This is a genomic window from Plasticicumulans acidivorans, assembly GCF_003182095.1.
GTDB lineage: Bacteria > Pseudomonadota > Gammaproteobacteria > Competibacterales > Competibacteraceae > Plasticicumulans > Plasticicumulans acidivorans.
Genome location: NZ_QGTJ01000002.1, coordinates 378,112 through 397,166, shown reverse-complemented (window position 1 = coordinate 397,166; position 19,055 = coordinate 378,112). Strand labels below are relative to the sequence as shown.

Sequence of the window (19,055 nt, the reverse complement as noted above, 5' to 3'; positions counted from 1 at the left end):
AGCCTGCCCGCTGCCGCCCGCGCAATGCTTGCGCCATCGAAACTTCGGCATGAGTTTGGAGGGCCGCCGCTATGAACGCATCCGTCAAATCATCCCCCCTGTGGCGCCGCAGCACGCTGGCGCTGGCGCTGCTGGCCGCCTTCGGCGCCGGCTGTGTGGCGCCGACGCTCAACCCGATCAGCAGCGCGCACGCCTTCGGCGATGCCGCGCCGAGCGCCGAGCGGGTGGCGACGCCGGACTTCGCCGCGCTGGTCGAGCAGTACGGCCCGGCGGTGGTCAACGTGCAGGTCGAAGGCACGGTGAAGACCGTCTCGCCGCTCGACCAGATGGCGCCGGATGATCCGCTGCGCGAGTTCCTGCGCCGCTTCGGCCAGATTCCGGCACCGCTGCGCCGCCAGCCGATGCGCGGCGAGGGTTCGGGCTTCATCGTGCGCAGCGACGGCATCATTCTCACCAACGCCCACGTCGTCGATAACGCCGACACCGTCACCGTGCGCCTGACCGACCGCCGCGAGCTCAAAGCCAAGGTGCTCGGCGTCGACAAGCCGACCGATGTCGCCGTGCTCAAGATCGACGCCAAAGACCTGCCGACGGTCAAGCTCGGCGACCCGAACAAGACCCGCGTCGGTGACTGGGTGCTGGCGATCGGCAGCCCGTTCGGCTTCGAGAACAGCGTCTCCGCCGGCATCGTCAGCGCCAAGTCGCGCAGCCTGCCGCAGGACAACTACGTGCCCTTCCTGCAGACCGACGTGCCGATCAACCCCGGCAACTCCGGTGGCCCGCTGTTCAACGGCAACGGCGAAGTGATCGGCATCAACTCGCAGATCTACAGCCGTTCCGGCGGCTATCAGGGTATTTCCTTCGCCATCCCGATCGATGTGGCGATGAAGGTCGGCGAGCAGATCATCGATCACGGCAAGGTCACCCGCGGCCGCCTCGGCGTGGCGATCCAGGACGTATCGGCACCGCTGGCCGCCGCCTTCGGCCTGAAAACGCCGCACGGCGCGCTGGTCAGCTCGGTCGAGCCCGGCAGCGCCGGCGACAAGGCCGGTCTCAAGGCCGGCGACATCATCACCGAGCTCGACGGCCAGACCGTCGAGCGCTCCAACGACCTGCCGCCGCGCATCGCCGACACCCGCCCCGGCAGCTCGGTGACGCTGACCGTGGTGCGCCAGGGCGAGGAGAAAAAACTCAGCGCCACCGTCGGCAGCTTCAGTGACAAGGAAGTCGACACCGCCAGCAACGATGGTGAGCAGGGTGGCCGCCTCGGCCTTGCGGTGCGCCCGCTGTCGCCGCAGGAGCAGCGTGACAGCGATCTCGACGGCGGCCTGCTGGTGCAGCAGGTCGGCGGCGCCGCCGAGCGCGCCGGCGTACAGCCGGGCGATGTCATCCTCGCCCTCAACGGCCACGCGGTGAAAAGCATCGGCGAACTGCGCAGCCTGCTGGAAAAAGCCGGCAAGCAGGTCGCCCTGCTGATCCAGCGCGGCGACGCGCGCATCTTCGTGCCGGTGGAGCTGGGCTGAGGAACCTCGCGGGCGGGCGCAGGCGATTCCCTCGCCGCCTGGCTCCGGTAAAGTGCGCAGGCCACCTTCGCACTTTCCGGAGACTTCCCATGCGCAAGCCCGTTTCGCTGTTCCTGCTGCTGGCCGCCGCACCGCTGGCGCAGGCCCACACTTTCGGTGCCGAGGGCGCCGGGTTCTTCGCCGGTCTGGCCCATCCGCTGAGCGGGCTCGATCATCTGCTGGCGATGCTCGCCGTCGGCCTGTGGTCGGCCTGGGCGGCGCCGAAGCAGGTCTGGGCGATGCCGCTGGCGTTCATGGCGGCGATGGCCGTCGGTGCGGCGCTGGGTTTTGCCGGTGTGTCGCTGCCTTACGTCGAAACCGGCATCGGCGCCTCGGTGCTGGTGCTCGGCGCGCTGCTGACCTTCCTGGTGCGGCTGCCGGTGGCGGCCGGGGCGCTGCTGGTGGCGCTGTTCGCGGTCTGCCACGGCCACGCCCACGGCGGCGAGCTGCCGCAGGCGGCGTTGCCGCTGGCCTATGCCGCGGGCTTCCTGCTGACCACCGGCGGCCTGCACGTTGCCGGCATCTTCATCGGCCGGGCGCTCGGTGAGCAGCGCAGCCTGGCATTGCGCGCGATCGGTGCCACGATGGGCCTGACCGGCGTCTGGCTGCTGGCCGGCGCCTGAGGCGCCGCGGCTGCCGTCGGCCGCGCGGGCGTGACGGCAGCAGGGGGACGGATCGGCATGCACGAACTGGCCTTATGTCAGAGCATCGTGCGCACGATCGAAGAGGCGGCGCACACGCACCACGTCGTGCATGTGCGCCGCGTGCGTCTGGAGGTTGGACCGTTCGCCGGCGTCGAGCTGCAGGCGCTGCGCTTTGCCTTCGACCTCGCCACCCGCGGCACGCGGGCCGAGGGGGCGAGTCTCGACATCATCGAGCGGCCGGGCACGATGTGGTGTTGCGATTGCTCAATGTATTGCACGCTCGCCCAGCGCTACGATCCCTGCCCGATTTGCGGGGGGCACCGGTTGCGACTGGCCGGCGGCGAAACCTTGCGCATCAAGGACCTGGAGGTCGACTGAGGCGCCATGTGTACGGTCTGCGGCTGCGGCGCGGGAGAAACCCGCATCGACGGTCTCGTCATCCAGCGCTCGCCGCTGCGACCGGCGGGCGCAGCCACATTCGACCCGACCGGCCTGCCTCTGCGACTCGGTCCGCCGTCCGCCGCCGGTGAAGCGCCGCCGCCCGCCGCCGCCACGCTCGATTTCGGCCGCGGTGCCGCCGGCGTGCACGTCGGCGGCGTCGGGCAGAGCCGGCTGCTCCAGCTCGAAATCGACGTCCTCGCCAGGAATGACGACTTCGCTGCCGCCAACCGCGCGCAGCTGGCGCAGGCCGGTGTGCTGGCGCTGAATCTGGTCTCCAGCCCCGGCTCCGGCAAAACCACGCTGCTGTGCGAAACCATCCGCCGCCTCGGTGACGAATGCCCGCTGGCGGTGATCGAGGGCGACCAGCAGACCGCCAACGACGCCGAGCGCATCCGCGCCACCGGCGTGCCGGCGCTGCAGATCAACACCGGCAAGGGCTGTCACCTCGACGCTGACATGGTCGGTCAGGCGCTGGCGCGACTGCCGCTGGCGCGCGGCGGCGTGCTGTTCATCGAGAACGTCGGCAATCTGGTCTGCCCGGCGGCCTTCGATCTCGGCGAGGCGGCCAAGGTGGTGATCTTCTCGGTCACCGAAGGCGAGGACAAGCCGCTGAAATACCCGGATATCTTCGCCGCCGCCGGGCTGGTGCTGCTGAACAAGTGCGACTTGCTGCCGTACCTCGACTTCGATCTCGATCGCGCGCTCGACTGTCTGGCGCAGGTCAATCCGCAGGCGCCGGTGCTGCGCGTCTCGGCGCGCAGCGGCGCCGGCATGGACGCCTGGCTCGACTGGCTGCGCGGCGCGCGGACAAGGCTATGAAGTCACTGGCCGAGCCCGTTGCGCCGCTGCCACCCGCGGATGCCCGTGCGAGCGAGTCTGCCCGCTGGCGGCTGCGCCTGCGCGGCCAGGTGCAGGGCGTGGGCATGCGCCCGTTCGTCTGGCGGCTGGCGCAGCGGCACGGCCTCGACGGCTGGGTCGGCAACGACGGTGACGGCGTGCTGATCGAGGTGCAGGGCACACGCGCCGCACTCGCGGCGTTTCGCGCCGAGCTGCGCACGCCGCCGCCGCTGGCGCGCATCGAGCGCGTCGAGTGCAGCGAGCAGCCGCTGCAGGCCGCGGCGCGCGGCTTCGCCATCGTCGCCAGCCGCGTCGGCGCGGCGCATACCGGCATCGCCGCCGACGTTGCCGTCTGCGCCGACTGCCTCGCCGAGCTGTTCGATCCGGCGGCGCGGCGCTGGCGTTATCCCTTCATCAACTGCAGCCACTGCGGGCCGCGTTTCAGCATCGTCGCGCGCCTGCCCTACGACCGCGCCAACACCGCGCTGGCGGCGTTCCCGCCCTGTGCCGAGTGCGCCGCCGAGTACGCCGATCCGGCTGACCGCCGTTTCCACGCCGAGCCGCTGGCCTGCGGGCAGTGCGGGCCGCGGCTGCTGTGGCGGGCACGCGCCGCGGAACTCGGTGCACCGCTCGCCGACGTGCTCGCCGAGACGCTGGCGCTGCTGCGCGGCGGGCGCATCGTCGCCATCAAAGGCGTCGGTGGTTTCCAGCTGCTGTGCGATGCGCGCAATGCCGCGGCGGTCGCCGAGCTGCGCCGGCGCAAGCAGCGCCCGGCCAAACCCTTCGCGCTGCTGGCGGCCAACGCAGCCTCGTTCGCCGGGCTCGTCGAGCTCGACGTGGCCAGCCAGCAGCTGCTCGAAGCGCCGTCACGGCCGATCGTGCTCTGCCGGCAGCGCGCCGGCGTCGAGCTGGCGGGCATCGCGCCGGGGCTCGACCGCCTCGGCTGTCTGCTGCCGGCCGCGCCGCTGCACTGGCTGCTGTTCCATGAGGCCGCCGGCCGCCCGGCCGGCATGGCGTGGACCACGCAGCCGCAGCCGCTGCTGCTGGTGTGCACCTCGGCCAATGCCAGTGGTGAACCGCTGCCGATCGACGATGCCGAGGCGGTGACGGCGCTGGCCGGCATCGCCGATGCCGTGCTCGGCAGCGATCGCGCCATTCTTGCCCGCTGCGACGATAGCGTCGTGCTGGCGCATGGCGGTGGCTTCAGCTGCGTGCGCCGTGCCCGTGGCTGGGCGCCGCAACCGCTGCGCCTGCCGCGCGCCGGGCCGGCGACGCTGGCCTTCGGTGCCGATCTGAAGAACAGCATCGGCATCAGTCGCGGCGATCGTGCCTGGCTGTCGCAGCACATCGGCGATCTCGGCTCGGTGGCGGCACGGCGCGCACAGTGGCAGGCGCTCGAACATCTGCTCGCTGTCCTCGACGTGCAGCCGGCGCGCGTGGTCTGCGATCGCCACCCGGATTTCGCCTCCAGCCGCGCCGCGGCGGAGTTCGCCGCCGCGCACGGCCTGCCCGTGTACGCGGTGCAGCACCACCATGCGCACATTGCCGCGGTGCTCGCCGAGCACGGTCACGACGGCCCGGCGCTCGGTCTGGCGCTCGATGGCTTCGGGTTGGGCGATGACGGCGCCGCCTGGGGCGGTGAGCTGCTGCGCGTCGAGGGCGTGCACTGCCAGCGTCTCGGCCATCTGCGGCCGCTGCCGCTGCCCGGTGGCGACGCCGCGGCGCGCGAGCCCTGGCGCATGGCGGCCGCAGCGCTGCATGTGCTCGGCCGCACGGATGAGATCGCCGTGCGCTTTGCCGCGCAGCCGGCGGCACGCACCGTCGCGGCGCTGCTCGCACGCGGCGTGCATTGTCCGCCGAGCAGCAGTGCCGGGCGGCTGTTCGATGCCGCCGCCGGCCTGCTCGGCGTGTGTGCGACGATGAGTTACGAGGGCGAGGCGGCGATCCGCCTCGAAGCCGCCGCCCGCCGCCATGGCGCGGCAGCGGCGCTCGCCGGTGGCTGGACGCACGCCGGTGGAGTGCTCGATCTGCGTCCGCTGCTGGCCTGGCTGTGTGCTCGACAGGATGTTGCACACGCGGCGGCGGTATTTCATGCGACGCTAGTCGCTGCGCTCGCTGAATGGATCGAATGGGCGGTGCAGACGAGCGGTATCCGCTGTGTGGCGGTGGCCGGTGGCGTTTGCCTCAACCGCGTGCTGCTCGATGCGCTGCACGCATCCCTTGAAACCCGTGGCCTGCGCCTGCTGCAAGCGCGCGAGCTGCCGCCGAATGACGGCGGCCTCGCCTTCGGGCAGCTCTGGCTGGGTCTGCAGCAGACGTAGGACGGCTCCGTGTTTCACAAACAACAACAACGCCTTATCGGAGTCTGCAATGGCAGTCGATAGCTTCGGTGACTATCACCAACTTTATTCGCGCCTGCTGGCGCTGTGGTCTGCGGTACCCACCGTGGTCGCCATCCGCGTCGAGCGCATGCTGACCGCCGGTCCGCTGCCCTCGCGGCGCGATCAGCGTGAGTTCGAGCGCATGGGCATGGAAAAGCTCGATGCCTTCCACGAGAGCTGGCTGGCGCTGATGGCGCAATACCATCAGGAGTGCCTGCGTCTGGCGCTGCGGCCGTGGTGGTGGCTCGGGCCGCAGCCGCATGCCGTCACCGCCGCTGGCGAGGACATCAGCCATGCGCTGTTCACCATCGTCGACCACGCGCTGGCGCCGATCGAGCGCCGCGCCTCGGCCAATGCCCGGCGCCTGAGCAAGACGCTGGTGTCGGTGTAGCGCCGCGTCTCAGGACGGGTGCAGTTGGGGCGCCGGGATCGACTCGCGCAGGCGGGCAGGATTGCCCGCCACCGTCGCGCCGCCCGGCACATCGCGCGTCACCACGCTGCCGGCGCCGATGATGGCGTCGTCACCGATGGTGACGCCGGGCAGGATGATCGCCCCGCCGCCGATCCAGACGTTCTGGCCGATGCTGATCGGGCGGCCGTATTCGAGGCCGCGGCGGCGCATGGCCGGGTCGCGCGGGTGGTCGGCGGTGAGGATCTGCACGCCGGGGCCGACCTGCGTCAGATCACCGATCGTCACCGGCGCGACGTCGAGGATGGTGCAGTTGAAATTGAGGAACACACCGGCGCCGAGGCAGATGTTGAAGCCGTAGTCGCAGTAGAACGGTGGCCGTACCACGGTGTGTTCACCGACCGCCGCGAAGTGTTCGAGCAGCAGCGCGCGGCGCGCCTGCGGCGTCTGCGTGAAGGCGGCGACGTTGTAGTGCGCCAGCCAGTCCATCGCCGCCGTCAGGTCGGCCTGCAGTTCCAGGTCCGAGGCGTCGTAGAGCTCGCCGGCCAGCATTTTCTGTTTTTCGCTGCGAAAGCTGTCGTCTTCTTGCATGGTTCCTGTCCTTGGTGGGGATCGGCGCTGTGGTCTTCTTGTACGGGGACGGTTGCGACGGGTTGCGGGGGGAGGCGTTCCGCGGCGGGGGCCAGCGCTGCTGACGGCCGTCACGCGATGGTTTCGCCCGCGGCGCAACTGCGGCAGTGTAAATAGCGCCTGGTCGATTGCGGAGAGCCTCGCCATGTGTCTCGCCATTCCCGCACGGGTCATCGAACTGCTGGCCGACGAGGAAGCGCTCGTCGAGCTTGGCGGCGTGCGCAAGCGCATCTCGCTGGCGCTGGTCGAGGGGGTCGCCGTCGACGACTACGTCATCGTCCATGTCGGCTATGCCCTCAATCGCCTCGATCCTGCCGAGGCGGCGAAGACGCTGGCGCTGTTCGCCGAGGCCGGCCTGATCGACGGTGCCGCTTCGAAGGCAGCGCCATGAAATACGTCGACGAATTCCGTGACGGCGGGCTGGCCCGCGGCCTGGCGGCGGCGATCGCGCGCGCGGCTGTCAGCGGTCGCGTGTACCGCTTCATGGAGTTCTGCGGCGGCCACACCCATGCCATCGCCCGCTACGGGCTGGAGGATCTGCTGCCGGCGAACGTGCAGCTGATCCACGGTCCGGGCTGCCCGGTGTGTGTGCTGCCGGGCGGGCGGCTGCAGATGGCGATCGAGCTGGCGGAGCGTCCGCGGCTGATCCTGGCGAGCTACGGCGACATGCTGCGCGTGCCGGTCGCCGGCGACAGTCTGCTCAAGGCGCGGGCGCGCGGTGCCGACGTGCGCATGGTCTATGCGGTCGATGAGGCGCTGGCGCTGGCGCGGCGTCATCCCGAGCGCGAGGTGGTGTTCTTCGCCATCGGTTTCGAGACCACCACGCCGCCGACCGCGGTGGCGATCCGCCGCGCCCGTGCCGAAGGGCTGGGCAATTTCAGCGTGTTCTGCAATCACGTGCTGACGCCGGCGGCGATCGCCGCGATCCTCGCCGCGCCGGACGCGGCGGTGCGCCTCGACGGCTTCATCGGCCCGGCGCATGTATCGACGGTGATCGGTTCGCGGCCGTACGAAGCCTGCGCCGCGGCGCACGCCAAGGCCCTGGTGATCGCCGGTTTCGAGCCGCTCGACGTGCTGCAGGCGGTGCTGATGCTGGTGCGTCAGGTCAACAGCGGGCGTGCCGAGGTCGAGAACGAATTCACCCGTGCCGTCAGCCGCGACGGCAACCTGCGCGCGCAGCAGTTGGTCGCCGAGGTGTTCACCCCGCGGGCGCACTTCGAATGGCGCGGGCTCGGCCGGCTGGCGCACAGCGCGCTGGCGATCGCGCCGCAATGGGCGGATTTCGACGCCGAAGTGCGTTTTTCCCTGTCGGAGCGTGTGCTTTGCGACCACAAAGCCTGCGAATGCGCGGCGGTGCTGCGTGGCCAGCGGCGGCCGCAGGACTGCAAAGTGTTCGGCACGGCGTGCACGCCGGAAAATCCGCTCGGTTCTTGCATGGTGTCGAGTGAAGGCGCTTGCGCCGCTCACTACAGCTATGGCCGCTTCCGCGACCGCACGACACAGGGAGAATCCGCATGATCGGTTACGCCGCCCTCCTGGGCCTCATCGACCAGACCGGCAAGGACATCCTGATCCTCACCGAATCCTTCGACGAAGCGACGCTGCTGCGCTCGCGCATCACCCGCGCCGAGGTACGCCGCCTGCTGCTGCAGATGTGCGACGGGCTCGCCGCGGTGCCGCCGGACCTGCGCCAGAAGCTGGTCGGCATCGAGTGGGATGCCTGGGCGCTGATCGGCCGCTGCCTGCGCAGTTCGAGCGCGGTGCAGCGCGAGGTGCTGTGGCATGCCGCCGAGTCGCAGACGCCGGCGACGCTGCTGTGGCTGCAGGAGCACCGCAAGCGTCAGCCGGAACTGTTCTCCTATGTGCCGACCGTGAACTCATGAGCCACGGCTTTGCGCGCCGGCTCGATCTGCGCGGCCGCGTGGAGATGGTCCACGGCGGCGGCGGGCGGGCGATGACGCAGCTGGTCGAGGAGCTGTTCGTCGCCGCCTTCGCCAATCCGGCGCTGCAGGCGCTCAACGATCAGGCGGTGCTGCCGCCGCCGGCCGGGCGGCTGGTGATGGCCACCGACAGCCACGTGGTCTCGCCGCTGTTCTTCCCCGGCGGCGACATCGGCAGCCTGGCGGTGCACGGCACCGTCAACGACGTGGCGATGGCCGGCGCCGTGCCGCTGTATCTGGCGGCCGCTTTCATCCTCGAAGAAGGGTTGCCGCTGGCCGACCTCGCCCGCATCGTCGAATCGATGGCGGCGGCGGCGCGCGCTGCCGGCGTCAGCATCGTCACCGGCGACACCAAAGTCGTCGAGGCCGGCAAGGGCGATGGGGTGTTCATCACCACCACCGGCGTCGGCATGCTCGCCGAGGGCATCGACACCGGCGGCGCGCGGGCGCGGCCCGGCGACGCGATCCTGCTCAGCGGCACGCTCGGTGACCACGGCGTCGCCATCATGGCCTGCCGCGACGGTCTGGACTTCGATGTGCCGATCGTCTCCGACAGCGCCGCGCTGCACGGGCTGGTCGCCGCGCTGATTGCCGCCGTGCCCGGCGTGCGCGTGCTGCGCGACCCGACGCGCGGCGGCCTCGGCGCCACGCTCAACGAGATCGCCCGCGCCTCCGGCGTCGGTATGCGCCTGCGCGAGGCGTCGATCCCGCTGCACGAGCCGGTGCGCGCCGCCTGCGAGTTCCTCGGCCTCGATCCGCTCTACGTCGCCAACGAGGGCAAGCTGGTGGCGATCGTGCCGGCGGCCGCGGCCGCCGCCGCGCTGGCGGCGCTGCGCGCACATCCGCTCGGCCGCGAGGCGGCGCTGATCGGCGAGTGCGTCAGCGATGCCCAGCACTTCATCGAGCTGGAGACCGCCTTCGGCGGTCGCCGTGTGCTCGACTGGCTGGCCGGCGAGCAGCTGCCGCGCATCTGCTGAGCCGCCGGCTCAGGCGGCGGCGTGCGCACCGCGCGGCTGGTAGCGGAACTGCTCGACCAGCCGGCCGAGTTCATCAGCCATCTGCGCCAGGCGATCGGCGGCGGCACGGACCTCGCCGCTGCTTTGCGCGGTGCGCCCGGTGGTGTCGTTGAGCGTCTGCATGCCGCGGGTGATGGTCGCGGTGTCGGCACTGGCCTGGCCGACGCTCTGCGCGATGTCGGCGGTTACCGCGGTCTGTTCCTCGACGGCGGCGGCGACGGTGGTCTGGATCTCGCTGATGCGGGCGATCACCGCGGCGATCGAGTCGACCGCCTGTGCCGCGGCGCCGCTGTCGGTCTGGATCGCGGCGATCGACTGCGTGATCTCGTCGGTGGCGCGGGCGGTTTCCTTGGCGAGGTCCTTGACCTCGCTGGCGACCACGGCAAAGCCCTTGCCGGCCTCGCCGGCGCGGGCGGCCTCGATGGTGGCGTTGAGCGCCAGCAGATTGGTCTGCTCGGCGATCGAGCTGATCAGCTTGACCACGGTGCCGATCTGCGCGCTCGACTCGGCCAGCCGGCGGATGATGTCGGTGGCGCTCTGCGCCGATGCCACGGCCTCGTCGGCGACCAGGCGCGCCTCGCTGGAGTTGCGCGCGATCTCGCGGATGCTGGCGCTCATTTCCTCGGTGGCAGCGGCCACGCTCTGCATGCGCGCACTGCTCTGGTCGGCGAGACCGGCGGCATTCTGCGTCTGCGACGAGCCCTCGCGCGCGTCATCGCCCATGTGGGCGCTGAGCTGGATCAGCTGGCTGGCGGCGCTGGCGACTTCGTGGGTGTTGTTGGCGATGGTGCCGATGCTGCCGCGCAGGCGCCCGAGCAGCTCGGCGAGGCCTTCGCCGATGCGGCCGATGGCATCGCCGCCGCGCACCGGTACCTCGACGGTGAGATCGCCGCGGCTGGCGACCTCGACGCTGCCGAGCAGGTGCTGCACCTTGCCCTGCAGCGCTGCCGCATCGGCCTGCTCGCGGGCATGGGCGGCTTCGGCGGCGCGCTCGGCGGCCACGCGCTCGGTGACGATCTGGCGGGTCAGCGCGTAGCCGATGATCGTGCCGCCGGCATTGCGCACCGCTGCCAGGCTCTGCTGCACGAATTCCGGGCCGACCGACAGCAGCTCGTGCTGGGTCTCGCGCCCGGCGGCGCTCAGCGCCTGGCGCATGACCTCCGGCTGCGGATGCAGCTGCAGGAACGGGAAGCCGTCCATCTCCAGCGGCACGCCGAGGTACGGATGGCAGACACGCTCGCAGATGGCGCGCGCCGCCGGGTTGGTGTAGCGCACTTTCAGTTCCTGGGCGTCGGTGTAGATCATGCCGAGCGGGGCGTTCTCGACCATCGCGCTGATGCGCCCGACCTCGTTGCGTGCTTCGGCGACGGCGTTCCAGTCGACCTGTTCGGCGTTCAGCGCCTGGCGGATGCCGCTGACGGTGTCGTTGAGCGCCTCGGCCATCTGGCCGATTTCGTCGCGCGATTTCACCTCGACATGCTGGCGCAGATCACCGCCGGCGACTGCGCTCAACACCTGCGCGGTGCGCTGCAGCGGGCGGGCGATGGCGTTGCCGAACAGCACGGCGACCAGCACGATCGCCACCACCGACAGGCCGAACACCAGCGCCGTGGTGTGCAGGTTCGCGGACTCGGCATCGGCGGCTTCATGCCGCATCCGGCTGATGGCGGCCAGCGCGCTGTCACGCTGTGCCTCGGCGATCAGCGCCCAGTTGACCAGCGGACCGATGCGTAGCGGGCGGTAGGCGTAGATCGCCGGCTGGCCGGCCGGATCGTTCGCCTCGGCGATGCCGCTTTCGCCACGCAGCGCCGCGCTGATCGGCGCGGCGTCCAGACGCAGACGCTGCGGCTCGGCCAGCGCGCGGGCCACCGTGTAATCGGTATTGAGCGGCAGGTCGGAGCGCGGCAGGCCGTCGGCGCCGACCAGATAGGTCTGCGCGCCTTCGCCCATGCCGGTGCGGTTGGCCATCAGCGCGCTGATCTGATCGAGGCGCAGGCGCGCCAGCAGCACGCCGACGTAGGCGTCGCCGTCGGTGACGTAGGTGGCGAGAAAGGCCGCCGGCTGGCCGAAATCGGGTTGATAGGCGCCGATGTCGCTGATCAGCGTGATGTTCGGATCGCGCTGTTCGAGCAGCTTGGCCAGCACCTTGCCGGCCGGCGAATCGACGAACGGCCCCTGCGTCAGCGAGGTGCCGAAGGCCACGCTCTTGCCGAGGCTGTAGATGACGCGGCCGTCGCGCAGATCGATGAAGGACAGATCGGCAAAGCCGAGATTGCGTGCCAGTTCGCGTGCCAGCGGCTGCAGACGGTCATGCAGACGCTCGTAACTGCGGCTGCCACCGTTGCCGTCCCAGGCGGCCTTGTCGCCATAGGGCTTGGGATTGGCCGCCAGGTAGTGGGCCTGCAGCACGCGGGCGGTATCGTCCGCCGCGCTCATCCAGGCCTGTGCAGGCGGCGCGCTGCCGCGCTGCTGCTGCCAGACCGTTGCCAGTTCGCCGCTGTAAAAGCTGCGCCAGGCGGCGTCGCTGGCCTGCGCCTGGGCGGGATCGGCACGATCGGTCGCAACCAGTTCGCTGACGGCGGCCGGCAGGGCACGCATCGCCTCGATCAGCGTCGGCACCTTGCTGATCGCATTCAGCGCGGCGATGCGCGACTCGATGTAGTTGTCGAGCCCGTTGGCCTTGAGCTCGGCAGCGCTCTGCAAACTGTTATGCACGCGCTGGCGTAAAGCGCTTTCACCTTCATCGGCCAGGCTCTGCAGGCTGCGCCCGGCGTCGCGCAGGCTGAAGCCGGCTGCAACGATCAGCGGCAGTGTGCCGATCAGCAGCAGAACAATGATGAGTTTCAAACGGATGCTGTGCAGTTTGGGCGTGAGCATCGAACGTTCCCTGGGGCAGTGGTGGGACGCTCCCGTACTGGCGGGGAGGCTGCGGCGGCGGCCTGAGTGTGCCGGACAATTGGTCGCTGCAGTTTAGTGAGTTGCATCACAGCCCGTCTTGCTGAATCGTGCACTTCAACAACTTGTCACGGTCGCTGTCGCCCTGGCTCAAGTCCGTGTCGGCAAAGCGTTTTCCGCCACGGCGCGGAGCAGGATGGTGGCGCCGGAGAGATTGGTTGCCACCGGTACGTCATGAACCTCGCAGACTCGGAGCAATGCGCTAATGTCGGGCTCGTGCGGTTGAGCCGTCAGCGGATCACGCAGGAAGATCACCGCATCGACGCTGCCGGCGGCGATGCGGGCGCCGATCTGCAGGTCGCCACCGTGCGGGCCGCTCAGCAGGCACTCGATGGGCAGGCCGGTTGCATCCCCAAGCAGACGTCCCGTGGTCGCGGTGGCCAGCAGGTGCTGGCTGGCGAGCAGGGTCTGCCAGCGCGCGGCGAGTTCGAGCATCTGCTGCTTGCGGCCGTCGTGGGCGATCAGGGCAAGGGTATAGGGCATGTGTGGACTCCTGATGGTTTGTAGTTGAGCTACAAAAAAGCGGTTGCAACAGCCGTGGTTTTCTTGACCTCGCTGTAGTGCTACTACAGCATCCTTCTGTATCAAACGTCGTGTCGCGATTACGCGAAGGAGTGAGAAATGAGCGTCAGAGTGGCCATCAACGGGTATGGACGCATCGGCCGCAACGTACTGCGCGCGCTCTACGAGCGTGGACGTGACAGCTGCGACATCGAAATCGTCGCGATCAACGACCTTGGCGACGTCAAGACCAATGCACACCTGACGCGTTATGACACCGTGCACGGGCGTTTCGCGGCGGATGTCGGTATCGACGGCGACGATCTGGTGGTCAACGGTGACCACATCCGCGTGCTGGCGATGCGCAACCCGGCCGAGCTGCCCTGGGGCGAACTGGGCGTCGATGTCGTCATGGAATGCACTGGCTTGTTCACCAGCGGCGCCAAGGCCGGTGCGCACCTGCAGGCCGGTGCCGGCAAGGTGCTGATCTCGGCGCCGGGCGGCGAGGGCGTCGATGCGACCATCGTCTACGGCGTCAATCACCAGACGCTGAAGGCCAGCGACCGCATCGTTTCCAATGCCTCGTGCACCACTAACTGCCTGGCGCCACTGGTCAAGCCGCTGCATGAGAAGATCGGTGTCGAGCGCGGTCTGATGACCACGATCCATTCCTACACCAACGATCAGGTGCTGACCGACGTCTACCACAGCGACCTGCGCCGCGCGCGCTCGGCGACGCAGTCGATGATCCCGACCAAGACCGGCGCCGCCGCCGCGGTTGGTCTGGTGCTGCCGGAACTGGCCGGACGGCTCGACGGCTTTGCCGTGCGTGTGCCGACGATCAACGTCTCGGTGGTCGATCTGACCTTCACCGCCGCGCGTGATACCAGCAAAGACGAAATCAACGCCATTCTGCGCGAAGCCTCTGCCGGTGAGCTGGCCGGCATCCTCGCCTACAACGACGAGCCGCTGGTGTCGATCGACTTCAACCACAATCCGGCGAGCTCGATCTACGAGTCGACGCAGACGCGTGTCAGCGGCAGCCGACTGGTCAAGGTGCTGTCCTGGTACGACAACGAGTGGGGCTTCTCCAACCGCATGCTCGACACTGCGCTGGCGCTGCACGCCGCCGGCTGACCCTTTCGCTGGATGTGAACAGGTGTAGTGTTACTACACCTGATGCGAGCAATGGATTTTTTTACTTGTTGAGATGGTAGTTTTCCTACAATCTAAACCCAGGGCCATTCTGCCGGATGGTTCTCTCTCCTCGGGTTGCAGATAACCCATTCTTTAGCGGCCATTCCCCCCCGGCCGCTTTTTTTTGCCCGCAGTCTGGCCACGGGGCGTGTCGAGGGCTGCACCGGGATCGGGCAGCCGGCTGCGACGCTTCAGCGCGTGCGGCGCAGCTCGGTGAGCAGATCGAGCTGCACTTCCTGGATCTGCACCAGCCGCTCCCACTGATGCGACAGCAGGTGGTCGACCTTTTCGTGCAGGTGGCGGATTTCCAGCTCGGCTTTGAGGTTGACCTGGTAGTCGTGCTCGGCGCGGGCGCGATCCTTAGCCTCCTGCCGGTTCTGACTCATCATGATCACCGGCGCCTGTACCGCTGCGAGGCAGGACAGCAGCAGATTGAGCAGGATGTAGGGGAAGGGATCGAGCGGGCGCCAGAACAACACCAGCGAATTCATCGCGATCCAGACGCAGATGAACAGCGTGAACAGGATCAGAAAGCTCCAGCTGCCGCCGAAGCTGGCGATGCGATCGGCCAGACGCTCGCCGAAACTGGCGTGCTGTTCGAATTCGGCATCGACGTTCACCGAAATCAGCTCATGCGCCTGCAGGCTGTGCAGGACTTCCTGTTCGAGGTCGGTGAGCTCGCCTTTTTCCGACTCCAGCAGCGAATGCACGTACTGCGCGCGGTAGCGGGCGAGGTCGGTGCGGCAGATCCAGGACTCGGCATTCCAGTCCGGGTGTTCGGCCTGGATCAGCGTGCTGATCGGCTCGCGCACCAGCGCGCCGGCGATGACTTCAGGCGCGGTGAAGGTCTTGCCGCAGACCGCGCAGATCTGGCCGTGGGTATGGTTGTGACGCTGCATCGCCAGGCTCCTGAGGTGGGATGGCGGAAGAAAAAAATCGGCGCGGCCTGGCACGCGCGCCGATGCTCACGCCGGGTGTGGCCCGCAGCCCTGCGCCGCTCAGGCCGGCACGAAGCGGCGCACGACGGCGTACTGGTAGCTGCGGCCGTCGGCGTCGAACGGGCGCGAAGCGCCGGCATCGGCGGCCCAGCTGATTTCATCGCCGGGTTCGACGACGTCGGTCAGCGTGCAGCCGTAGACGATGATGATTTCCTCTTCATCGACGATGTCGCCGTGGCGGTTTTCCGCCTCGTGCACTGCGGCGTAGATCTGGGCGTTGGTGCACGGTTCCGGCAGACAGTCCCAGATCAGACGGTCGCCGTTGGTGATGATGGTGTAGGTCGTCGCAGTCGCCATGCTGGTTTCCCTCGCGATCGGGTTGCCCGTGCTGGACGGGGGCAGGTGGGGGGAAGCGTGCATCGGCCGTGCCGCGGCACGCAGGCGAACATAAGGCGCCTGCCCGCACGACACAAGACACCAGTACTTGAAGGGTTGGTAGCGGCCATCAGTCTGTCCCCGGCGGCTGACAAGGCGCCGTGCCGGCCGCCGGGGCCGGGCGCAGAGGCGGGCATGCTGACTGCGCGCACGGCGGGGTGCTTCTGGCGATGCGTGGTCGGTCCACACAACAGAAACATGACTTCATGATGCTGCAACGGTGTTTTTCCGATGACTTAAGTCGGATGTTTTGGTCAGACCATGAAGCCGAAGGATTGGCGTGCTGCCGCTGAGCCGCTACTGTGATGAACGCAGCGCTTGCTTGTGCGTGCGCAGCCACCGCCCACCTCAGAAGACCCGCCAGGAGCCCGTGATGAGCAAGAAGATCCTGATGATCGTCGGCGACTTCGCCGAGGACTACGAAACGATGGTGCCGTTTCAGACATTACTGACCGTCGGGCACACCGTGCATGCGGTTTGCCCCGACAAAGCCGCCGGCGAGCGCATCAAGACGGCGATCCACGACTTTGAAGGCGACCAGACCTACACCGAAAAGCCCGGTCACGGCTTCGCGCTGAATGCGAGCTTCAGCGACGTCAAGGCCGCCGACTACGACGCGCTGCTGATCCCCGGCGGCCGGGCGCCGGAATACCTGCGCATGTACCCGCAGGTGCTGGCGCTGGTGCGCGAGTTCGACGCCGCGCGCAAGCCGATCGCCGCGGTCTGCCACGGCGCCCAGCTGCTGGCGGCGGCGGGCATCCTCGGCGGCAAGCGGGTGTCGGCCTATCCGGCCTGCGCCGCCGAGGTCAGGCTCGCCGGCGGCGAGTACGCCGAGATCGCCATCGACGCCGCCGTCACCGACGCCCATCTGGTGACGGCACCGGCGTGGCCGGCGCATCCGGCGTGGCTGGCGCAGTTCCTCGCCCTGCTCGGCACCCGCATCAGCCACGACTGAGCCGTCAGCCCGGTCGCGGATCACCGAGCCCGGCGTCCGGCACCCAGTGTGCCGGCACCTCGTCGGCGCGCAGCGACGGCGCCCATTCGATCAGCTCGGCCTCGGCGACGCCGCTGCCGATGAACGGATCGGCGACGACGATGCGCTCGGCGCTGGCGCGATCGGCGGCGCGCAGCAGGATCACGCCGCCGGTGCGCGGCTCCTGCCGGCCCGAGAGCAGGAAGTGGCCGCTCGCGTAATGGCGCTGCAGGTAGGCGCGGTGCGCCGGCAGCTGTTCTTCGACTTCCGCCAGCGGGCGGATGTAGCGCAGGACGATCAGGAACAGCATGGATCTGCCCTCCCGAGTGTTCACGGCCGCAACAGGATCGCGCCGTGGCTGCGCCCGGCTTGCAGGGCGCGGTGCGCGGCGGCGGCTTCGGCCAGTGGATATTCTGCGCCGATCGTGACCCGCAGGCTGCCGTTGCGCAGGCGTTCGAGCACCGCCTGGGCCGCCGCGCGATAGCGCCCGGTGTCGCTCAGGTAGCGGAACACGCTGGGGCGGGCGAAGGTGAGGGCGCGCGGTGCGCTGAGTTCGGCGATGTCGAGCGCCGGCAGCGCGCCGCCGGCCTGGCCGATGCTGGCCAGCAGACCGTTCGGGCGCACCACGTCGAGCGTGCGCCGCAGCGTTTCGCCGCCGATGCCGTCGATCGCGTAATCGACGCCGTGCCCGTCGGTCAGCTCACGCAGCGCGGTGACGAAATCCTGCTGCTGATAGAGGATCGCGTGGTCGAGGCCGTGGGCGCGGGCGAGCTCGGCCTTGTCCGCGCTGCCGACGGTGCCGATGACGCGCGCACCGAGCGCCTTTGCCCATTGCACCAGCAGCAGGCCGAGGCCGCCGGCCGCGGCGTGTACCAGCAGCGTGTCGCCGGCGCGCAGCGGGCGGATCTCGTCGAACAGCAGGTGCGCGGTAAGACCGCGCAGCAGCGCGCCGGCGGCAGCGGCGTCGTCGACGCCGTCGGGCAGCGGCAGGACCCGTGCGGCGGCCAGATTGCGCGCCCCGGCGTAGCCGCCGACCGGCGGTCCGGCCCAGACCACACGCTGACCCGGCGTAAAGCCGCTGACGCCGGGGCCGAGCGCCTCGACCACGCCGGCCGCCTCGACGCCGAGCGTCACCGGCAGCGCCGGCAGGGGGTAGTCGCCGTTGCGCTGATAGATATCGACGAAATTGACGCCGGCGGCCGTGTGGCGGATACGCAGCTCGCCGGCCGCCGGCGGCGGCAGTTCGACGCGCTCGAAGCGCAGCGCCTCGGCGCTGCCGGGGTGATGGAGACGGACGGCATCGGTGTGCATGGTGACTTCCTCGGTTGCGGACGTCAGCATGCTGGCGCGTTATCCTGCGCACGAAAATTCGCAAAAGCTTCGCTCTGATGGTGCAAAAAAGCACAGAACGCCCGCTGCACTGGGAAGACGTCCGCTACTTCGCCGCACTGGCGCGCCACGGCAGCCTGACGCGCACCGCGCGCGAACTGGCCGTCGAGCACAGCACCGTCGCCCGCCGCATCGAGGCGCTGGAAAAAACGCTCGGCGTGCGCCTGTTCGATCGCCTGCCGCGGCGCTGGCAGCTCACCGCCGAGGGCGAGCAGCTGGCCGTGCAGGCGCAGCGGCTGGAGGATGAGGCGCTGGCGTTCGCCCGCGCCGCCTTCGGCGTCGCCACGCTCAACGGCAGCGTGCGCCTGTCGGCGCCGCCGACGCTGGCCAGTCACTTCCTGGTGCCGCGCCTCGGCCGCCTGCGCCAGCTCGGCGACTTCGGCTTCGGCCTCTACGGCACGGCGGACTGGCTGGGCTGCGAGCCGGCCGCCTGCTGCTTTCTCGGTTACGACGAAAGCCTGCGCCACGCCCCGCAGCAGCAGTGGCTGGAGGCGATCGCCCAGGGGCGGCGCTTCGCCCTGCGCAGCAACGACCTGACGACGCTGCACCACGCCGCCGCCGCCGGGCTCGGCCTCGCCGCCCTGCCGCATTTCGTCGCCCGCGACGATCCCCGCCTGCACGCCGTCCCCAACCTGCCCGCCGCCCCGCGCCGCCCGATCTGGCTGGTCATGCACGCCGAACTGCGCCGCTCACCACGCGTGCGTGCCGTGGCCGACGTGCTGATCGAGCTGTTTGGTGAGGCGGGGGAGGCTTTGGGCTGAGCCGCGGAGTCGAAAAACGCGGCGGGCACCGGGTACTGGCTGCCCG

General features: G+C 69.5%; 20 protein-coding genes. 13 read left to right on the top strand and 7 right to left on the bottom strand.

Annotation, left to right across the window (positions count from 1 at the left end; genetic code table 11):
- The first annotated feature begins 71 nt into the window (after positions 1 to 71).
- The 6 genes from C7443_RS04505 (at position 72) to C7443_RS04480 (ending at position 6,256) form a co-directional block, all read left to right on the top strand.
- Positions 72 to 1,523: a DegQ family serine endoprotease gene (locus tag C7443_RS04505; protein WP_110017362.1), complete on the top strand. Its 1,452-nt coding sequence runs from the start codon at positions 72 to 74 to the stop codon at positions 1,521 to 1,523.
- Positions 1,524 to 1,612: 89 nt separating this feature from the next.
- Positions 1,613 to 2,185 carry a HupE/UreJ family protein gene (locus C7443_RS04500; protein WP_110017361.1) on the top strand — a complete coding sequence of 191 codons (573 nt, stop codon included), beginning with the start codon at positions 1,613 to 1,615 and terminating at the stop codon, positions 2,183 to 2,185.
- A 57-nt stretch (positions 2,186 to 2,242) separates the two neighbouring features.
- Positions 2,243 to 2,584 (top strand): hydrogenase maturation nickel metallochaperone HypA, encoded by a 342-nt coding sequence (gene hypA, locus C7443_RS04495; RefSeq protein WP_110017360.1) that lies wholly within the window; start codon positions 2,243 to 2,245, stop codon positions 2,582 to 2,584.
- Positions 2,585 to 2,590: 6 nt separating this feature from the next.
- Positions 2,591 to 3,466 carry a hydrogenase nickel incorporation protein HypB gene (gene hypB, locus C7443_RS04490; protein ID WP_110017359.1) on the top strand — a complete coding sequence of 292 codons (876 nt, stop codon included), beginning with the start codon at positions 2,591 to 2,593 and terminating at the stop codon, positions 3,464 to 3,466.
- Entirely contained in the window at positions 3,463 to 5,805 is a 2,343-nt protein-coding gene (hypF, locus tag C7443_RS04485) for a carbamoyltransferase HypF (RefSeq protein ID WP_110017358.1), read from the top strand. Before hypB ends, hypF begins: the two co-directional genes overlap by 4 nt.
- A 49-nt stretch (positions 5,806 to 5,854) precedes the next feature.
- Positions 5,855 to 6,256, top strand: coding sequence for a polyhydroxyalkanoate granule-associated phasin (locus tag C7443_RS04480; RefSeq protein ID WP_110017357.1), 402 nt, complete (start codon positions 5,855 to 5,857; stop codon positions 6,254 to 6,256).
- 9 nt (positions 6,257 to 6,265) lie between these two features.
- Here C7443_RS04480 and C7443_RS04475 read toward each other — a convergent pair whose 3' ends face one another.
- Positions 6,266 to 6,865: a sugar O-acetyltransferase gene (locus C7443_RS04475; RefSeq protein ID WP_110017356.1), complete on the bottom strand. Its 600-nt coding sequence runs from the start codon at positions 6,863 to 6,865 to the stop codon at positions 6,266 to 6,268.
- A gap of 184 nt (positions 6,866 to 7,049) precedes the next feature.
- Between C7443_RS04475 and C7443_RS04470 the strand changes: the two genes are divergently transcribed.
- The 4 genes from C7443_RS04470 to hypE are packed head-to-tail and all read left to right on the top strand — an operon-like array spanning position 7,050 to position 9,821.
- On the top strand, positions 7,050 to 7,295 hold the full coding sequence (locus tag C7443_RS04470) for a HypC/HybG/HupF family hydrogenase formation chaperone (protein ID WP_110017355.1): 246 nt from the start codon (positions 7,050 to 7,052) through the stop codon (positions 7,293 to 7,295).
- Entirely contained in the window at positions 7,292 to 8,422 is a 1,131-nt protein-coding gene (gene hypD, locus C7443_RS04465) for a hydrogenase formation protein HypD (protein ID WP_110017354.1), read from the top strand. The genes C7443_RS04470 and hypD overlap by 4 nt, the downstream gene beginning before the upstream one ends.
- Positions 8,419 to 8,787 carry a hypothetical protein gene (locus C7443_RS04460; RefSeq protein ID WP_110017353.1) on the top strand — a complete coding sequence of 123 codons (369 nt, stop codon included), beginning with the start codon at positions 8,419 to 8,421 and terminating at the stop codon, positions 8,785 to 8,787. The genes hypD and C7443_RS04460 overlap by 4 nt, the downstream gene beginning before the upstream one ends.
- Positions 8,784 to 9,821, top strand: a complete 1,038-nt coding sequence (gene hypE, locus C7443_RS04455) for a hydrogenase expression/formation protein HypE (protein ID WP_110017352.1) — start codon at positions 8,784 to 8,786, stop codon at positions 9,819 to 9,821. Before C7443_RS04460 ends, hypE begins: the two co-directional genes overlap by 4 nt.
- A 9-nt stretch (positions 9,822 to 9,830) precedes the next feature.
- Here the strand turns inward: hypE and C7443_RS04450 are convergent, their stop codons facing one another.
- Positions 9,831 to 12,737: a methyl-accepting chemotaxis protein gene (locus tag C7443_RS04450; RefSeq protein ID WP_110017351.1), complete on the bottom strand. Its 2,907-nt coding sequence runs from the start codon at positions 12,735 to 12,737 to the stop codon at positions 9,831 to 9,833.
- Between the two features lie 168 nt (positions 12,738 to 12,905).
- Positions 12,906 to 13,298 (bottom strand): methylglyoxal synthase, encoded by a 393-nt coding sequence (locus tag C7443_RS04445; protein ID WP_110017350.1) that lies wholly within the window; start codon positions 13,296 to 13,298, stop codon positions 12,906 to 12,908.
- A gap of 138 nt (positions 13,299 to 13,436) precedes the next feature.
- Here C7443_RS04445 and gap point away from each other — a divergent pair, with 138 nt between their 5' ends.
- Positions 13,437 to 14,453, top strand: coding sequence for a type I glyceraldehyde-3-phosphate dehydrogenase (gene gap, locus C7443_RS04440; RefSeq protein WP_110017349.1), 1,017 nt, complete (start codon positions 13,437 to 13,439; stop codon positions 14,451 to 14,453).
- Positions 14,454 to 14,704: 251 nt separating this feature from the next.
- Here gap and C7443_RS04435 read toward each other — a convergent pair whose 3' ends face one another.
- A complete protein-coding gene (locus C7443_RS04435) occupies positions 14,705 to 15,412 on the bottom strand; it encodes a DUF1003 domain-containing protein (protein WP_110017348.1) in 708 nt (235 codons plus the stop codon).
- Positions 15,413 to 15,511: 99 nt separating this feature from the next.
- Positions 15,512 to 15,808: a hypothetical protein gene (locus C7443_RS04430; protein ID WP_110017347.1), complete on the bottom strand. Its 297-nt coding sequence runs from the start codon at positions 15,806 to 15,808 to the stop codon at positions 15,512 to 15,514.
- A 451-nt stretch (positions 15,809 to 16,259) separates the two neighbouring features.
- Here C7443_RS04430 and C7443_RS04425 point away from each other — a divergent pair, with 451 nt between their 5' ends.
- Complete coding sequence (locus tag C7443_RS04425) at positions 16,260 to 16,841, top strand: DJ-1/PfpI family protein (protein ID WP_110017346.1); 582 nt, start codon at positions 16,260 to 16,262, stop codon at positions 16,839 to 16,841.
- A gap of 4 nt (positions 16,842 to 16,845) precedes the next feature.
- Here the strand turns inward: C7443_RS04425 and C7443_RS04420 are convergent, their stop codons facing one another.
- Positions 16,846 to 17,169 carry a YciI family protein gene (locus tag C7443_RS04420; protein ID WP_110017345.1) on the bottom strand — a complete coding sequence of 108 codons (324 nt, stop codon included), beginning with the start codon at positions 17,167 to 17,169 and terminating at the stop codon, positions 16,846 to 16,848.
- 20 nt (positions 17,170 to 17,189) lie between these two features.
- Positions 17,190 to 18,200, bottom strand: coding sequence for a quinone oxidoreductase family protein (locus tag C7443_RS04415; RefSeq protein WP_246004541.1), 1,011 nt, complete (start codon positions 18,198 to 18,200; stop codon positions 17,190 to 17,192).
- Positions 18,201 to 18,247: 47 nt separating this feature from the next.
- On the opposite strand from C7443_RS04415, the gene C7443_RS04410 reads away from it, so the two are divergent.
- Entirely contained in the window at positions 18,248 to 19,009 is a 762-nt protein-coding gene (locus tag C7443_RS04410) for a LysR family transcriptional regulator (protein ID WP_110017344.1), read from the top strand.
- The last annotated feature ends 46 nt before the right edge of the window (positions 19,010 to 19,055 follow it).